At 33.0% G+C, this 16,464-nt stretch carries 15 protein-coding genes and 2 tRNA genes; 10 read left to right on the top strand and 7 right to left on the bottom strand.

The window, feature by feature from the left end; all coding sequences use genetic code 11:
* The first annotated feature begins 15 nt into the window (after nt 1-15).
* The 4 genes from ACPWTF_RS14130 to ACPWTF_RS14145 all read left to right on the top strand — a co-directional run bounded on the left by ACPWTF_RS14130 (nt 16) and on the right by ACPWTF_RS14145 (nt 4,972).
* Nucleotides 16-1,662 carry a S41 family peptidase gene (locus ACPWTF_RS14130; RefSeq protein WP_427871680.1) on the top strand — a complete coding sequence of 549 codons (1,647 nt, stop codon included), beginning with the start codon at nt 16-18 and terminating at the stop codon, nt 1,660-1,662.
* 312 nt (nt 1,663-1,974) lie between these two features.
* Entirely contained in the window at nt 1,975-2,754 is a 780-nt protein-coding gene (locus ACPWTF_RS14135; protein ID WP_250834443.1) for a TatD family hydrolase, read from the top strand.
* A gap of 63 nt (nt 2,755-2,817) precedes the next feature.
* On the top strand, nt 2,818-3,954 hold the full coding sequence (locus ACPWTF_RS14140) for a 1-acyl-sn-glycerol-3-phosphate acyltransferase (RefSeq protein WP_095929678.1): 1,137 nt from the start codon (nt 2,818-2,820) through the stop codon (nt 3,952-3,954).
* Nucleotides 3,944-4,972 (top strand): asparaginase, encoded by a 1,029-nt coding sequence (locus tag ACPWTF_RS14145; protein ID WP_427871682.1) that lies wholly within the window; start codon nt 3,944-3,946, stop codon nt 4,970-4,972. Before ACPWTF_RS14140 ends, ACPWTF_RS14145 begins: the two co-directional genes overlap by 11 nt.
* A 179-nt stretch (nt 4,973-5,151) precedes the next feature.
* On the opposite strand, the gene ACPWTF_RS14150 is transcribed toward ACPWTF_RS14145, so the two are convergent.
* A complete protein-coding gene (locus ACPWTF_RS14150; RefSeq protein ID WP_427871684.1) occupies nt 5,152-6,393 on the bottom strand; it encodes an MFS transporter in 1,242 nt (413 codons plus the stop codon).
* Nucleotides 6,394-6,483: 90 nt separating this feature from the next.
* Here ACPWTF_RS14150 and ACPWTF_RS14155 point away from each other — a divergent pair, with 90 nt between their 5' ends.
* The 5 genes from ACPWTF_RS14155 (at nt 6,484) to ACPWTF_RS14175 (ending at nt 9,516) form a co-directional block, all read left to right on the top strand.
* Nucleotides 6,484-7,353 carry a LysR substrate-binding domain-containing protein gene (locus ACPWTF_RS14155; protein ID WP_095929681.1) on the top strand — a complete coding sequence of 290 codons (870 nt, stop codon included), beginning with the start codon at nt 6,484-6,486 and terminating at the stop codon, nt 7,351-7,353.
* 61 nt (nt 7,354-7,414) lie between these two features.
* Nucleotides 7,415-7,501, top strand: a tRNA-Ser gene (locus tag ACPWTF_RS14160).
* Between the two features lie 160 nt (nt 7,502-7,661).
* The gene (locus tag ACPWTF_RS14165; protein WP_379794909.1) at nt 7,662-8,666 is read left to right on the top strand and encodes a virulence RhuM family protein; all 1,005 of its coding nucleotides are present in this window, start codon (nt 7,662-7,664) and stop codon (nt 8,664-8,666) included.
* A gap of 6 nt (nt 8,667-8,672) precedes the next feature.
* A tRNA-Ser gene (locus ACPWTF_RS14170) sits at nt 8,673-8,760 on the top strand.
* A gap of 252 nt (nt 8,761-9,012) precedes the next feature.
* Entirely contained in the window at nt 9,013-9,516 is a 504-nt protein-coding gene (locus tag ACPWTF_RS14175) for a hypothetical protein (RefSeq protein ID WP_379794908.1), read from the top strand.
* Nucleotides 9,517-9,610: 94 nt separating this feature from the next.
* On the opposite strand, the gene ACPWTF_RS14180 is transcribed toward ACPWTF_RS14175, so the two are convergent.
* The 6 genes from ACPWTF_RS14180 to ACPWTF_RS14205 all read right to left on the bottom strand — a co-directional run bounded on the left by ACPWTF_RS14180 (nt 9,611) and on the right by ACPWTF_RS14205 (nt 14,523).
* Nucleotides 9,611-10,009 carry a helix-turn-helix domain-containing protein gene (locus ACPWTF_RS14180; RefSeq protein ID WP_427871686.1) on the bottom strand — a complete coding sequence of 133 codons (399 nt, stop codon included), beginning with the start codon at nt 10,007-10,009 and terminating at the stop codon, nt 9,611-9,613.
* A gap of 253 nt (nt 10,010-10,262) precedes the next feature.
* Nucleotides 10,263-11,012 carry an SGNH/GDSL hydrolase family protein gene (locus ACPWTF_RS14185; RefSeq protein WP_427871688.1) on the bottom strand — a complete coding sequence of 250 codons (750 nt, stop codon included), beginning with the start codon at nt 11,010-11,012 and terminating at the stop codon, nt 10,263-10,265.
* A gap of 57 nt (nt 11,013-11,069) precedes the next feature.
* Nucleotides 11,070-11,498, bottom strand: a complete 429-nt coding sequence (locus tag ACPWTF_RS14190) for a hypothetical protein (RefSeq protein WP_427871689.1) — start codon at nt 11,496-11,498, stop codon at nt 11,070-11,072.
* 67 nt (nt 11,499-11,565) lie between these two features.
* Nucleotides 11,566-12,339, bottom strand: a complete 774-nt coding sequence (locus tag ACPWTF_RS14195) for an AraC family transcriptional regulator (RefSeq protein ID WP_427871690.1) — start codon at nt 12,337-12,339, stop codon at nt 11,566-11,568.
* 132 nt (nt 12,340-12,471) lie between these two features.
* On the bottom strand, nt 12,472-13,254 hold the full coding sequence (locus tag ACPWTF_RS14200; RefSeq protein ID WP_250834432.1) for a DUF3050 domain-containing protein: 783 nt from the start codon (nt 13,252-13,254) through the stop codon (nt 12,472-12,474).
* 90 nt (nt 13,255-13,344) lie between these two features.
* Nucleotides 13,345-14,523, bottom strand: coding sequence for an acyl-CoA dehydrogenase family protein (locus ACPWTF_RS14205; RefSeq protein WP_427871692.1), 1,179 nt, complete (start codon nt 14,521-14,523; stop codon nt 13,345-13,347).
* Between the two features lie 165 nt (nt 14,524-14,688).
* Between ACPWTF_RS14205 and ACPWTF_RS14210 the strand changes: the two genes are divergently transcribed.
* Nucleotides 14,689-16,464, top strand: a complete 1,776-nt coding sequence (locus ACPWTF_RS14210) for a helix-turn-helix domain-containing protein (protein WP_250834431.1) — start codon at nt 14,689-14,691, stop codon at nt 16,462-16,464.

A 16,464-nucleotide genomic window follows, 5' to 3' on the forward strand; every position in this document is an offset into this window, starting at 1 on the left:
ACCATTAAAACCAAAATGAAAAAAGTTATCCTGTTGTTTCTTTTTATTTGTTCGCAAACCATTTTTAGTTTCAATAAAATTACCGAGACTGAAAAATTAGCTGCGACTTGTAAAGTATGGGGTTTCTTAAAATATTATCATCCAAAAGTGGCTAATGGAGAATTGAATTGGGATAATCAGCTTTTGGAGAAATTGCCATTAATAGAAAAAGCACAAACAAAAGAAGAGTTGTCTTTAATCTTAGAAAATTGGATTGATGATCTTGGACCAGTAAAAGAAATTGCTCCAATTGTTACTCCAAAAGAGGTTAAATTTTTTGATAAGAACTTTGATCTAAGCTGGTTCAATGACAAATTGTTTTCTAAAAGGCTCTCAAAAAAATTAAAATTTATCGAAGAAAACAGATTTCAAAGTAATGAAGAATTTGGACCAAGTTTTGACGGTTTTAAAAACTTAAAAAACTATTTTAATCTTGATTACACTAATAAAAATTCAAAGCTTTTAATGTTTTATGCGTATTGGAATGTGGTAGAATATTATTATCCATACAAATACATAATGGATCAGAAATGGGATAAAACTTTAAATGAGTTATTACCTTCTGTTGTTGAGTCCAAAACACCAGAAGATTTTTATAAAGTATTGAGAAAAGCGGCTGCAAAACTCAATGATACTCATGTTCAGTTTCATATTTACCCGTCTGAAACAACAAAAAAGAGTTTTTATTATTTTCCAGCAACAGGTAAAGTAATAGATGAAAAATTAGTAATTACCGAGATTTTGGGAGATAGTCTCGCACAGGCCGACAATATTAAAATTGGAACTGTAATTACTAAAATAAACGATAAGAGCATTAGAGAAATTATTGAAGAGAAAAGAGATATTATTTCTGCTTCAAACGAGGTTGCTTTTCTGGATAAAGTTCTGCGCACAATTTTAGTGAGCGAATCTGAAAAGGTAAATGTAGAATTCCTAAAAGATGGAAAATACGAAACAAAGTCAATGACTTGGTTTAACTATCACGATTCGCATCGAAATGAGTATAAAAAAGGAGCACAGATAAAGAAAGATAAATTTAAACTTTTGGACAATAATATCGGTTACGTAAACATGGGAGTTATTAAACCCAAAAACGTTCCTAATATGATTGATGCTCTGAAATCGACAAAAGCTATAGTTTTTGATATGAGAAATTATCCAAATGGAACTTTTGGGGAAATTGGTAATTTTTTGAATTCTGAAGAAAAAGAATTTTGCCTTTATACGTATCCATATTCAAATTATCCAGGAAAGTATACTTGGGAAGAAGGAAGAAAAGTGGGATTTGAAAATAAAGACCATTACAAAGGAAAAGTTGTTGTATTGCTTAATGAAGATTCTATAAGCCAGTCAGAATGGACGGCGATGTGTTTTCAAACAGCAGGAAATACCTCAATTATTGGAAGTCAGACTGCCGGAGCAGACGGAAATGTTTTTGAATTTGATTTTAGTGGTTATCATACTAATTTCTCTGGTATTGGCGTTTACTACCCAGACGGAAGAGAAACCCAACGTATAGGAATTGTTCCCGATATTGAGATAAAACCAACAATTTTAGGTATTCAACAAGGCAAAGATGAAGTTTTGGAACGGGCTTTGCTATATATAGAAACGGGAAAATAAAACCTCGTTTGTCATACTGAAGAACGAGGGGTCACACTAGCTGATCGAGAGAAAAAATGGGGGTTTTCTTTTCGACGCTTCTTGTGAGGCCCTTTGTTCTTCAGAATAACAAAAATTAGGTGATTATTATTCTGACCTTTGTTAAAGCTTCAAGCTTTGACAAAGGTTTTTTATTTTCAGACATTTGTAAAAAGAGAAAATCAGTCAACATCAGCGTTTTCACGAAAGTGAAATCCGTTTTATCCTTGTCCCATTTACGAAATTGCTATTCTTTTAATATTGTCGTAATTTTGGCGCTTTAAAATTATAGTTTTGAATTCAACACCCATTATTACCGATACCCACACGCATTTATATTCTGAAGAATTCGATCAGGATCGTGACGCAATGATTCAGCGCGCCATTGATGCGGGAATTACTCGTTTTTTTATTCCCGCAATTGATGCTGCCGCTACACAGTCTATGTACGATTTGGAGAAAAACTATCCCGAAAATGTATTTCTAATGATGGGTTTGCATCCTACTTACGTGAAAGATAATTATCTGGAAGAATTAGCACATGTAGAAGCAGAATTATCTAAAAGAAAATTCTATGCTGTCGGCGAAATCGGGATCGATTTGTATTGGGATAAAACACATTTAAAAGAACAGCAAATCGCTTTTAAAAGACAAATTCAGTTAGCAAAACAATATAAATTACCCATTGTAATTCATTGCAGAGAAGCTTTTGATGAAATCTTTGAAGTGTTAGAAGAAGAAAAATCTGAAGATTTATTTGGGATTTTTCATTGTTTTTCCGGAACTTTAGAACAAGCAGAACGTGCGATTTCCTACAAAATGAAATTAGGAATTGGCGGCGTTGTTACTTTTAAGAACGGAAAAATCGATCAGTTTTTAAATCAAATAGATTTGAAACACATCGTTTTGGAGACTGATTCTCCATATTTAGCACCAATTCCGTTTAGAGGAAAAAGAAACGAAAGCAGTTATTTGGTCAACGTTATTGCTAAATTAAGCGATGTATATGGAGTTTCTACAGAAGAAATTGCAGCAGTTACAACCCAGAATTCGAAAGACGTTTTTGGGATTTAACCTGTACCTTACAAAACTTTAATTTTTTTTTTGTTCTTTTGCCCACTTAAACCCAAATAAATAATGCAGAGATTTGATGCCATTCGACCGTTTTATGATTCCGAAATAAATGAAGCACTTCATGGTGTAGTAAATCATCCTATGATGAAAACCATGATGAACTTTACTTTTCCGGACGTAGAAGATGAGGTTTGGAAGGAACAATTAAAGAAAACACATTCTATTCGTGATTTTCAATGCAACTTTATTTACAACACAATCCAGAAAGTTTTAGAAAAAAGTTCTGAAGGTCTTACAACTTCAGGTTTTGAAAAACTGGAACCTAATACTTCTTATCTGTTTATCTCGAATCATAGAGACATTCTTTTGGATACAACATTATTAAATGTTTGTCTATTTGAACATGGTTTGGTAATGACTGCTTCGGCAATTGGAGATAATTTAGTAAAGAAAGCGTTCTTGGCAACTTTAGCAAAATTAAATAGAAACTTTTTGGTTTTAAGAGGATTAACGCCTCGTGAAATGCTGCAAAGTTCAAAGTTATTGTCTGAATATATGGGACAATTACTCCTTCGCGAAAATCGTTCGGTTTGGATTGCCCAAAGAGAAGGAAGAACAAAAGATGGAAATGACGAAACCAATCCAGGAGTTTTAAAAATGATTGGAATGGGGTCTGACGAAGAAAACTTAATGGATTATTTTAAGAAATTAAAAATTGTTCCAGTTTCTATTTCTTACGAATACGATCCGACTGATGTTTTGAAAATGCCGCAATTAATGGCAGAAGCAAATAACGAAGTTTACGTAAAAGACAAAAACGAAGATTTCATGACCATTTTGAGTGGTATCATGGGAACTAAAAAAAGAATACATATTTCTGTTGGCGATGTTCTGGATACAGAAATCGATCAGATTGTGGCTGAAAACGATAATGCAAACAAGCAAGTTCAAGCTTTGGCACAAACTATTGATGATGTTATTTTGAAAAACTACCAATTATGGCCAACAAACTTTATTGCTTACGATATTTTAAACGAAACAGACAAGTTTGCTCACAAGTATAAAGAAAGCGAAAAACAGCTTTTTGAGCGTCGTTTAGAAATGCGTATCGGAAGCGATAATCCTGTGACAAGACAAGGATTCTTGGCTATGTATGCTAACCCTGTTGTCAATAAATTGAAATACCAAGATGTCATCTAAAGCAAAAATATTATTGGTTTATACCGGAGGAACTATCGGTATGAGCAAAGATTTTGAAACTGGAGCGCTTAAAGCCTTCAATTTTGGTAAATTAATTCAGAAAATACCAGAAATTAAACAATTGGACTGCGAAATCGAATCAATTTCGTTCGAACATCCAATTGATTCTTCTAATATGAATCCCGAAATGTGGACAAGAATTGCCACCATTATCGAGGAAAATTACACTACTTACGACGGATTTGTAGTGCTTCACGGATCAGATACCATGTCTTATTCGGCTTCGGCATTAAGCTTTATGCTGGAGAATTTGGCCAAACCAGTCGTGTTTACAGGTTCGCAATTGCCAATTGGTGATTTGCGTACCGATGCAAAAGAAAATTTGATTACAGCAATTCAGATTGCTTCTCTTCAAGAAAACGGGAAACCAGTTATTACAGAAGTGTGTTTGTATTTTGAATACAAATTATACCGCGGAAATAGAACTTCTAAAGTAAACGCAGAACATTTTAGAGCTTTTACGGCGCCAAATTATCCTGAATTGGTTGAATCTGGTGTTCATTTAAAATTAAACAAGCATTTATTTCTTCCAATAAATAAAGATGCAAAGCTGATCGTTCATAAAAATTTGGATAATCACGTTGCAATCATTAAAATGTTCCCAGGAATGAGCGAAATTGTTCTAGCTTCAATCCTTGCAACTCAAGGTTTAAGAGGAATTATTTTAGAAACTTACGGTTCAGGAAATGCTCCAACCGAAGATTGGTTTTTAAACCTAATAGAAAAAGCAATCAAATCGGGAATGCATATCGTAAACGTAACGCAATGTTCTGGCGGAAGTGTAAACATGGGACAATACGAAACCAGTACAGCTTTAAAATCACTTGGAGTGATCTCAGGAAAAGACATCACGACAGAAGCGGCAATTACTAAATTGATGTATTTGCTTGGTCATAATATTCCTCAAAACGAGTTTAAAGATATTTTTGAAACTGCACTTCGCGGGGAGATTTCTTAGAATTTAAATTCCAATATTTTTTAAAGGAAATATCAAGTTTTAAATTCCAAATTCCAATCATTTACGATAAAGAGCTTTGTCAAAGTTTAAAACTTTGACAAAGCTGACCAAAGTAGTTTATTAATTCTCTAACGTTTGGAAAAATTGGAATTTGGAATTTCTTTTTTGGAATTTAAAACTTAAAACTTGGAATTTCGATACTCAACCGGACAAGTTTCCAAATCTTCGATTGCTTTATGTTTTTTGTAATACAAATAAACAATTACAGAAATAAGACAGATAATTCCCTGAACAGCGACTGTAGCTCTTACACCTAAAAAGTGAGAAACATATCCAATAATTAAACTTCCCACAGGAATCATTCCTTGATAAGCCATCATGTAGTAGCTAATGCTTCTTGACCGCATATTGACAGTACTATGAGTCTGAATGTAAATGTTGATAGAAGAAGTTTGTCCCATCATTCCAATTCCGCTTAAAGTCATACAGATCAATGCAATTGTAATACTGCTTGAAACGGCTAGAATAATTACGCTGAAACCAAGAAGTAAACTTGCCGAGATCATCAATTTGTTCATGTTTTCAGCAGATTTTAGATTGGCCAAATAAATTGCAGACAAAACAGAACCAATTCCGGCAGCGCTTTCAAACCAGCTGAAAGTTTCGGCATTTCCGTTAAAGATATCTTTTGCAAAAACCGGCATCAAAGTATTAAAAGAAATGACGAATAAACTGCTGCAGGTAAGCATTAAAAGCATTCTGGCCATTTCGGTTTCTTTTTTTACATAATCTAAACCTTCTACTAAATCATCTAGCATATTCAGCTTGTTTTCAGCTTTAATATGAGGAGTGATTTTCATCAGCATTAGCGAAATCAAAACGGGTACGTAACTTACGAAATTCCCAATAAAACAGATATCTTCTCCATATTGATGCAAGATAATTCCAGCAAGAGCAGGACCTGCAATACGAGCAAAATTATTCATGGTAGAGTTTAGCGCTACAGCATTCGGGAGATCTTCTTTATTATCAACAATATCAATCATCATGGTTTGACGGCACGTCATATCAAAAGCATTGATAATTCCCTGAATAAGACTTAGCGCAAGTATAAAATTGATATTGTAAATTTTAAGATAAATAAGCAGAGCCAAAGCTCCAGCTTGAAGCATTGCCAAAGATTGCAATACCATCATCGCTCGATGTCTGTCATAACGCCCAATAATGCTTCCTGCTAAAGGTGCCAGAAACAAAGACGGAATCATACTTAAGAAAGTTGCCAAACCTAATAAAAAAACAGATCCTGTAATGCTGTAAACCATCCAGCTTACTGCTGTTTTTTGCAACCAGGTTCCGATAACAGATACCGATTGACCGTAGAAAAATAATTTGAAATTTTTTGATTTTAAGGCTTTAAACATGACTCTAAATATTTAATACAAAGGTCGGGATTATGATAGCATTAGAAAAATTAATAATTTTACTGATAATAAGTAGTAAAACTTATCAATATGGAAATTTATCAACTGCAATATTTTATCAAAACAGCTGAGGTTTTGCACTTTACCAAAGCGGCAGAATTGTGTTTTGTAACGCAATCGGGACTTTCGCAACAAATTAAAAAACTCGAAGAAGAACTTGGTTTGCCTTTGTTTAAGCGTATCGGCAAAAAAGTGCAATTGACAGAAGCAGGTTCGGTTTTTTTAATTCATGCTAAAAAAGTAGTAGAGAATGTAGAAAACGGAAAACAGGCCATTGAGGATTTAAACGAAATGATTGGCGGCGAATTACGTATTGGCGTGACGTATATTTTTGGATTATTGATCTTGCCTGTGGTTAATGCATTTGCTAAAAAATACCAAAATCTCAAAATTATTGTCGAATATGGAACTACCGAGGTTTTAGAACAGAAGTTAATTGACAACGAATTGGATTTGGTATTCGTTATTTCGTCACACGAAATTGAAATGCCGATTCAGAAAGTGCCATTATTTACTTCAAATATGGTTATGGTGGTTTCTAAAAATCATGCTTTAGCCAATTTGGACAAAATTGCTTTTAAGAAAATAGAGGATATTCCGCTGATATTGCCAGGGAAAGGATCCAATTCGCGAGAATATGTCGAAGAATTGTTTAAAAAGTTTAATATGAAACCTAAAATTTCGATAGAGCTCCAGTCTATTCACGCATTATTGCAAATGGTCGAAAATAGCGATTGGGCCACAATTGTTGCCGAAATGGCTCTAAAAGATTGGGATAGCCTACAAGCAATTCAAATTACAGGAGTTTCTACAAAGAGAGATTCCTACATGTTGACAATGGGAGGTTACCAGAAAAAAGCCGTAAAACTATTTATGGAAGAATTTAAAAAAAGCATTTAAAAGGAACTTGGATTTTACCTTTGTAAAGTCAGTTTTTTTTGTGTTATTTGCAGACCAAATTAGAAAGGTGTCCGAGTGGTTTAAGGAGCTAGCCTGGAAAGCTAGTATATGGGTAACTGTATCGAGGGTTCGAATCCCTTCCTTTCTGCGAGTTTTTAATTAAAAATAATACCAAACCTCGAAATGTATATTTCGAGGTTTTTTTATTAACTTTCTAGAATTGCGCAATGTACATTTAGATTAACTAGAATAGGATTAATTGGTAGTACAATTGTTTTTTTGCAACTCATATTAAACGTCCTTTTAAGATGGAAAAGCAGGAATTTATTTTTTATAACACCGTTGATGGAAAATCTAATGTAGCTCTTTTTGCAAAAGATGGTGATGTTTGGATGAGCCAAAACCAATTGGCAGAACTTTTTGACACCTCTAAGCAAAATATTAGTCTGCATATTCTAAATATCTTAAAAGAGAACGAGTTAGATGAAAATTCAGTTGTCAAGGATTACTTGACAACTGCCTCTGATGGCAAAAAATATAATGTTGTATTTTATTCTTTACCTATGATTTTGGCAATTGGTTTTAGAGTGCGAAGTATAAGAGGTACACAGTTTAGACAATGGGCAAATCAAAATCTGCAAGAATATATGATTAAGGGGTTTGTAATGGATGACGAACGTCTTAAAAACCCAAGCGGAAGAACAGATTATTTTGATGAATTACTCGAACGAATTAGGGATATTCGTGCTTCTGAAAAAAGATTCTATCAAAAAGTTCGAGATCTTTTTGCTTTGAGTAGCGATTATGATGCTACAGACAAAGCTACTCAAATGTTTTTTGCAGATACGCAAAATAAATTGCTTTACGCTATTACAGGAAAAACAGCCGCAGAATTAATTGTTTCTCGTGCCAATGCAGATGTTCCAAATATGGCACTTACAAGTTGGAAAGGTGGTATTGTGCGAAAACAGGATATTTATATAGCAAAAAATTATCTTACTAGTGATGAGATTGATTTGCTAAATCGATTTGTAGTAGTGTTTCTTGAAACGGCAGAATTACGAGCAAAGAATGCACAAGATATTACAATGAATTTTTGGAAAACAAATGTTGATCGAATTATAGAGTTTAATGACAAAGAAGTTTTAACTCATAAAGGAAAAGTGACGCATTTACAAATGGAAGAAAAAGTTGATGCGATTTATGAAGAATTTAATAAGCAGCGTAAACAACTTGATGCCCAAAAGGCAGATGAACAGGATTTAGAAGAGTTGAAACAATTGGAAGATAAACTTACAAAGAAATCTAACTAATAATTTAGAAGAGATTTTCGAGTGGTTGACGGAGCAAGCCTGGAAAGTTTGTATATGGGTAACTGTATCGAGGGTTCGAATCCCTTCCTTTCTGCAAGATTTTAATTTAAAATAATACCAAACCCCGAAATCTGTATTTCGGGGTTTTTTATTAATATGTTTAGTGACTTATCTTCTTTAAGAATTTTTTATAGCATTAGTTTTTGATGTTGAAAATTTTCAGAAGTTACTTTTTATGTTTCCATAAACAAGTTTTTGTACAGGATTTTATTCATTATGGTAATCCGTAAAATAGCAAGTTATAGTTAATGTAATTTTGATAATATTAATCATAAATTAAAATAGAATGAAAAAATCAATCTCAGTTTTAATATTGCTATTTATAATTTCAGCGTGTAATGATCAAAAGAAATATCAAGTTGAAGATGTTTCTAAGAAAGATTTGGAAACATCCAAAAAAGAATTAATTGTAAATATTTTAAGTATAGTAGGAAAAGATAGAACAACGGTTGAAAAAGTTTTGGGCAAGGCAGAAAATACGGAAAAAATAAAACCATCCAATACACCATGTGTAAATAGAGCTTGTGATAGATTGACTTACAAATCAGGGAAATATGAAGTTGTATTTATTAATGATAAAGCAGATTGGATAACGATTTACAATGTGTCTGAATTTGACACAAAAGCTGAAAAAATTGAATTATTAGGTTTAAAAGTTTCAGACCCTGACTTTAATAGTCCTTTTAATGTTATTAGATGGAAAGACATTCAGAACATTAAAGAGATTAATTTTTTTGATAATGGTTCTGGGAAGCTTGATTACATTTATATTAAAGGTCAGACAGAATAAAATTGACCTCTGTAGTTACAGTTTATAATATTTGATAAAACAAAAAAAGAGAGCTTAATAGCTCTCTTTTCTATAACTATATTTATAAAAGGCTTTACTTTTCTTTCAACAACTTCTCCAAATACTCATTTTTATCCTTTTCAGCCTGAACCAAACGCTCATAAAGTTCAACAACTTTATCAAGAGGATTGAAAGAACAATTATTTGATTGAATAGCTCCATTGCTATAACTAAAGTCATTATCGTAAATAGTATTAAAGTAATTAATTACAGCTTCTTCCGAAAAGTTTTTAATAGCTTCAACAGTCATTCCAAGTGCTTTTGCAACTTCTTTAAGCTTCTCTTCGTCTACAGTTTCGCTGTTTTCCATAGCAGAAACACTTTGTTGACTCATTCCTAAAGCTTGTGCCAAAGCTTCTTGTTTCATGTCTTTCAGCTCACGAATTCGGCTGATTTTGCGTCCTATATGACTTGGTCTTGTTGTTGTGCTCATACTTCAAAGGTATTTAAAATTTTTAGAGAAAAATAGATTTCAGTAAAAAACAGGCTAGATTTTGTAAGATACGGTTTATAATTATTCTCGAAAAGCCAAATTTATGAAAAAGAAAACGTCTAATCTAGCCCCGATAGAAGCGATATCCTTTTGTGTTGGGGTTCAACACAAAAGATACAGTCCCGATAGCTATCGGGACGGGACTAAACGTGATTTTGAAAATGAGTTTTTCTGCTTCTAAAAATTAAAAATATTAATTCTGTAAAGCTATTTTAACCTTCGGCATCATCTTATCGACAAACATTCTATAAGCGGTTTCTGAAGGGTGCAAACCATCTGAAGCAACCAAAATTGGATTGTTAAGTCCTTCGCGCGTGATTTCTGTAATCGATACAAAGGCAATTTGATTGGTGTTGCAATATTTCTCTGCAAAAGAATTGTATTGGTTAATTTCTGTTGAAATTGTGCTGCTTTGATTTCCTGCAAGAGCTTGTCCGTATGGAGTATACGCGTAGTCTGGAATAGAAATAACGACAACATTTTTTCTGTCGCCTTTGGCTAGCATAATGGCTTTGTTGACTAATTCGGGGAATTCTTTTTCGTAAATAGAAAAGCTTCTGTGCTGAAATTGATTATTAACACCAATTAAAAGTGTTACGAGATCATAATTGGATTCTGGATTTTGAGAATCAATGGCCGAAATTAAATTGGATGTTGTCCAGCCTGTTGTAGCGATTATTTTAAGAGAAATGCTACTAGAATACATGGCGTTTAAACTTGCCTTTAATTGCTCAGGAAAACGGCACGTAGCACACACGCTTTGACCAATGGTGTAACTGTCGCCTAAAGCTAAATAATTTACTTTGCTGGCAATTGGTGGTTCTGTGGCTTTAGGTGGAGTTACAACTGGTGGAGAAGTTGTGGGAGTAGTTTCGTCTGAACTGCAGCTCAAAAGAAATACTGAAAGTATAATAATAACTATTTGTTTAAAATGTGGTTTCATAATTTGTTCCAATTATATTCTAGTCGCTTTAAACAAATAGTTACGTTAAATGACTGATTACGGTTTTGTGGCTTCTTTGTAAATATTTCTTTCCATAGTAATGTGAAGTCTTTCAAACATTTCAAAAATATTAAAACTTTCTTTTTTATAGTAAGCTTGTACAGCTTCTTTGGCGCTTTTCAAGACCGTTTCATTTTCCCAAACGGCAATTGTAATGTAAATTAAATTGCCTTTTTCATCAACGCGTTCGTAAGCATTGTCATTTACAAATCCGTTTAAATGTTTTATAAAGTTTCGGTTGATTCGCACTCGTTCTAAAAATTCTTGTTTTGATTTCTCGGGAACAATAAATTTATCGATAAAAATTTGCTGCATGGTTTCTGATTTTTTAGGTTCAATTTCTGAATTGATTGTTGTTGATTGAGCATTTGTTCTATAGCTGAAGAATGTCAAAAAGACAATTCCGATTAAAATATTTGTTTTCATAATTCTTGTTTTTATTGATGTAAAATTCAGAATTACGAAGCTCTAATCATTGTAAAAAATCATTGATTTACCAAAGTGAAGGAAAGTTGAAAAACTCTGTTGGAGTTTGTCCTGTAAACAATTTGAAATCTTTATTGAAGTGAGGCTGGTCAAAATAACCCGCATCAAAAGCCAGATCGATAAGGTTTTGGTTTTTTTGTTTGTGATCGATAATTGATTTTATACGAACAACATAACAAAATTGTTTTGGAGATGATCCAATTGTTTTTCGGAATCTTTTCTCAAAAGCATCTTGACTGATAAAAAGTGCATTGGCAAGTTCTTTTATTTTAACGATGCCTTTTTTAGATTGTATGATATTAATGGCAGCCGAGATTAAATCGTCTGGTTTATAATTGTGGAGTCTTGATAAAAGAAACTGTTCTATAATTGCAATTTTTTGATTGTTGGTTTTTACTTCGGCTAAAAGTTCTTCAATAATGGCAATTTTTTGCCGTGGAATAAAGTTGTCGAGCGAAACACTTTCTTCAAATAATTCATGAAGCGGTTCTTTAAAAAAAGCTTTAGCACCAGCTTCTTTAAACTGAACGACAAGAGTTGCCGTATCTTTTGCATAATTAATTAATCGTACAGATTTGCGAATACCCGAAATTGTAGAAAGGGGTAATTTATCATGCCGATTTTCTTGAATATAATTGACGTCGCCTTTGCAGCGAAAAGCAATTGCTAGCGAAGTGCTGGGCAAAACCCTGTTTGTCAATTCGTCTTCGCTTTCAATAATTCTGTAAGTTTTGACAAAAGGCTTTAATTGTTCTGTTGGAATGAAATCGATAATTTTCATTTGAAAGTGTTTTCAACAGTTTGAATGTCAAAGGTATGAAAAACAAAATTCCAATAACTTATCTGTTGTTAAAACAGTTTCAGTTATTGGAATTTTTTAGAGAAGAGTTACGTTAAATAACTTATTTTATTTTTAAACCATTTCGGTTTTCATCACGATTTCTTCTTCGATGGCGTTCCAAAGTGCGATACGTCTTTCTAAGGCAAGAATTGAAACTTCTTCAACCTCTTTCCATTTTTGAGCATCTTCTTCACATAATTCTGTAATCATTTGCATTGCCATTGGTCCATGCTCGTCGGCATCCAATTCGATATGTCTTTCAAAATAGTAAAGCAATTTTGTTAGATCTGTATCGGGAAGGTTTTTCTGGAAATTTTTCAAAATCTGAGTAAACATACTCGGAATCAAATCTTCTCTTCCAAAGGTAAATGCAGCGGCAATTTCGTGTGGTTTTCCTTCTTCGATAACTCTAAAAGTAAAATCAAGGAAAGATTTTACATTTGGATGTAATGAACTTTGTTTGATGGCAACAAATATATTTTGAAGAGAATGTACATCTGATAAAAAGTTTAAAACTCCAGTTGTATTGGCTCCACAAGCTTCCATTGCTTCCAGATACATTTCGTAGTGGCTTTGTCTTCTTCCGTCAATTGTCAAATCGGTTTCTTCTGCAAGAACAATTTCGTTAATTAAATAACGAGTTTCTGGGTTTTTAGTTGCAAACCAAGGTGTTGTTGTGCAAGTAAGTTTGGCCTGCAATGCTTTTAAAAGTGACATAAAATCCCAAACAGCATAAACGTGTGTTTCTAGAAAGCTGTGTAAGTCATCTATGTTTTGAATCTTATTGTATAAAGAATGATGTAATAGTTGGTCTTTTTGTGTTTGTATGCTTTTGTTTATCGTTTCGATATTCATTTTAAAAAAATTTTAATGCAAAGATAAAAAGCTTCTCTTTTAGAAGAAGCTTTTTAAGATTGATTTTGTATATATTTTAATAATTATCAATTATTTAAACGCAGGGATTCCAGTTACATCCATTCCAGTTATTAATAAATGTATATCATGAGTTCCTTCGTACGTAATCACACTTTCAAGGTTCATCATGTGGCGCATAATAGAGTACTCCCCTGTGATTCCCATACCTCCAAGCATTTGTCTTGCTTCGCGCGCAATGGTAATTGCCATGTTTACGTTGTTGCGTTTTGCCATAGAAATCTGCGCAGTCGTAGCTTTTCCTTCGTTTCTTAAAACACCTAAACGCCAAGTTAATAATTGAGCTTTTGTGATTTCGGTAATCATTTCGGCCAATTTTTTTTGCTGTAATTGAGTTCCTCCAATTGGTTTTCCGAATTGGATTCTCTCTTTTGCATATCTTAAAGCAGTGTCATAGCAGTCCATTGCTGCGCCAATTGCTCCCCATGCGATTCCGTAACGAGCAGAATCTAAACAGCCAAGCGGTGCGCCCAAACCAGACTTATTTGGTAAAAGGTTTTCTTTTGGAACTTTTACGTTATCAAAAATAAGCTCACCTGTTGCAGATGCACGAAGCGACCATTTATTGTGCGTTTCTGGAGTCGAAAAACCTTCCATGCCACGTTCTACAATTAATCCGTGAATACGGCCTTCTTCATTTTTAGCCCAAACAATAGCAATATCGGCAAACGGAGCATTTGAGATCCACATTTTGGCACCATTTAAAAGATAATGATCACCCATATCTTTAAAATTGGTAATCATACTTCCTGGATCTGAACCATGATCGGGTTCTGTTAAACCAAAACAGCCAATAAATTCCCCTGTAGCTAGTTTTGGCAAGTATTTCATTCTTTGTTCTTCATTTCCGTATTTCCATATAGGATACATGACCAAAGAAGATTGTACAGAGGAGGTAGATCTTACGCCAGAATCGCCTCTTTCAATTTCCTGCATAATCAAACCATAAGAAATTTGATCTAGTCCTGCGCCTCCATATTCTACAGGAATATAAGGACCGAAACCACCAATTTCGCCAAGACCTTTTATAATTTGTTTAGGAAATTCGGCTTTTTGAGCATATTCTTCTATTGTAGGAGAAACTTCTCTTTTAACCCACGCACGTGCAGATTCGCGAACTAATTTGTGTTCGTCTGTTAGCAAATCGTCTAAGTTATAGTAATCTGGAGATTGAAATAGGTCTGGTTTCATGTTATTTAATTTTAGCAAAGCAAATTTACATAATAAAAATATAACAAATAGGTATAAAATTGTTATATTTTTTTATGGTAAAAATAAAATTAATAGGAATTTGGCAAATAAATTGTAGTTTATTGATAATTTATAGACTATTTTTGAATTCCAAAAACAAACTTAATGAGGCTGATCATCTCTTTTTTCTTTTTATTACTAACACTTTTCAGTGGAGCGGCTCAAAACAATGGAGAACTTACAGAAGAAAAGTACTTAGAATTACAGGATAAAATCCGCTTTAGTGTTAATGGAGATAATGATGAAGGCTTAGGCTATGTTAATCAGATGCTTAAGTCTAAAAATGACATGCACAAAGCTTTTGCTTATGGGGCAGGTTCGTATTTGTATCAGTTAAAAGGAAATGCTGATAAGTCTGATAAAATGTATGCAGAAGCGATAAAGCAATTAAGCAAGATTCCTGAGTCAAACGAAAAAACAAAACTGCAAGCCTATCTGTGTAACTATAGAGGTCTTACTTATTGGAAAAGATCTAATTATGGTAAGGCTCTAGGCAGTTATCAGGAAGGAGTTAAGCTTTCTTCTAAAATAAATGATGTTGTTCAAATTGTAAAATTCAAAGCCAATATTGCTTTGCTTAATGAAAGTGTTGGCAACTATCAGTTATCTATAAAAATCTTAAAACAAAATGAAGCATTCTTAGACAAGAATGAGAGTCTATATGAAAAAGATCAGTTTCAAAATTCTAAAAGTAACACGTATACCAATCTCGGAAATTCTTATGAAGGATATTATTCTAAAAATCGTCAAAAAAGCTATTTATTAGATTCTGCTGAATATTATTATAAAAAAAGTGTAGCGTATTCAGATAAATTTATTGATAACAAGACTACTGCTAAACTTAGTTTAGGTAATATTTATGTGTTTAAAAAGGACTTTACCAACGCCGAAAAAATTTATTACGATATCTCTTTTTATGCAAAACAAGTGGATAATGAATCTCTATATCAAGTTGCTTGTTTTAATTTAGGAGACCTTTATTATTCTATTAAAAAATATGATAGAGCGCTTATATTTTTAAAAAAGGTAGATTCTATTAGTCAAAAAAATAAAAAGGTCGACATTAGTTTTTTTAGGTCTAATTATATACAGGCTAAGATTTACAGTATTAAAAATGAACCTGAGCTAGCCTATAAGCACTCTAAGCTATACTTGGATTCTTACGAAAAATATGAAGGGAATCTAAGAGATGAAGCATTAGAGGTTAACTATAAATTGGGTACGGCAGATCTTAGTGGAGAAATGCTTAGCGTTCAGGAGAAGTATAAATATGAAGTGTTTTGGAATAAAGCATTGAAAATATTTTATGTTATTCTCGTAATTGGAATTGTATTTTTTCTCATAAAAAATATTAGGGATAAAAATAAAGCGCAAAAGAAAATGAACGCTTTAATTGAAGAGTTCAAAGCTAATCTGGAAAGGAAAGAACTTGAAAAAACAGAAACTGAGCAAGTTGCAGCCGAAGCAATAGTAACAGAAATTCTAGAAGTAGAGGATGTTGCCTTGAAAAAAGAAAATGCTAATTTGAGTATCGACGAAGCCAAAGAAAATAAAATAGTAGAAAAACTATTGCTTTTGGAAGAAAAGCTAGAATACTTAAATGCCGATTTTACGCTTTCGTATGCTGCAAAAAAAATAAAGACCAATACTACTTATCTGTCTTATGTAGTGAATAAAAGATTTGGAAAATCTTTTAGTGAATATTCTAATGAATTGAAAATTAACTATGTTATCAATCAGATGATTACAAACCATTTGTATCGAAAATATTCGACACAGGCAATTGCAGAAAGTGTTGGTTTTAAAAATGCCGTATCTTTTGCAAAATCATTTCGCAAAAGAACTGGAGTGTCTCCAGCTCAGTTTGCGAATAATATTTAA

The organism is Flavobacterium sp. MMS24-S5 (assembly GCF_050320125.1).
GTDB classification, from domain to species: domain Bacteria; phylum Bacteroidota; class Bacteroidia; order Flavobacteriales; family Flavobacteriaceae; genus Flavobacterium; species Flavobacterium tyrosinilyticum.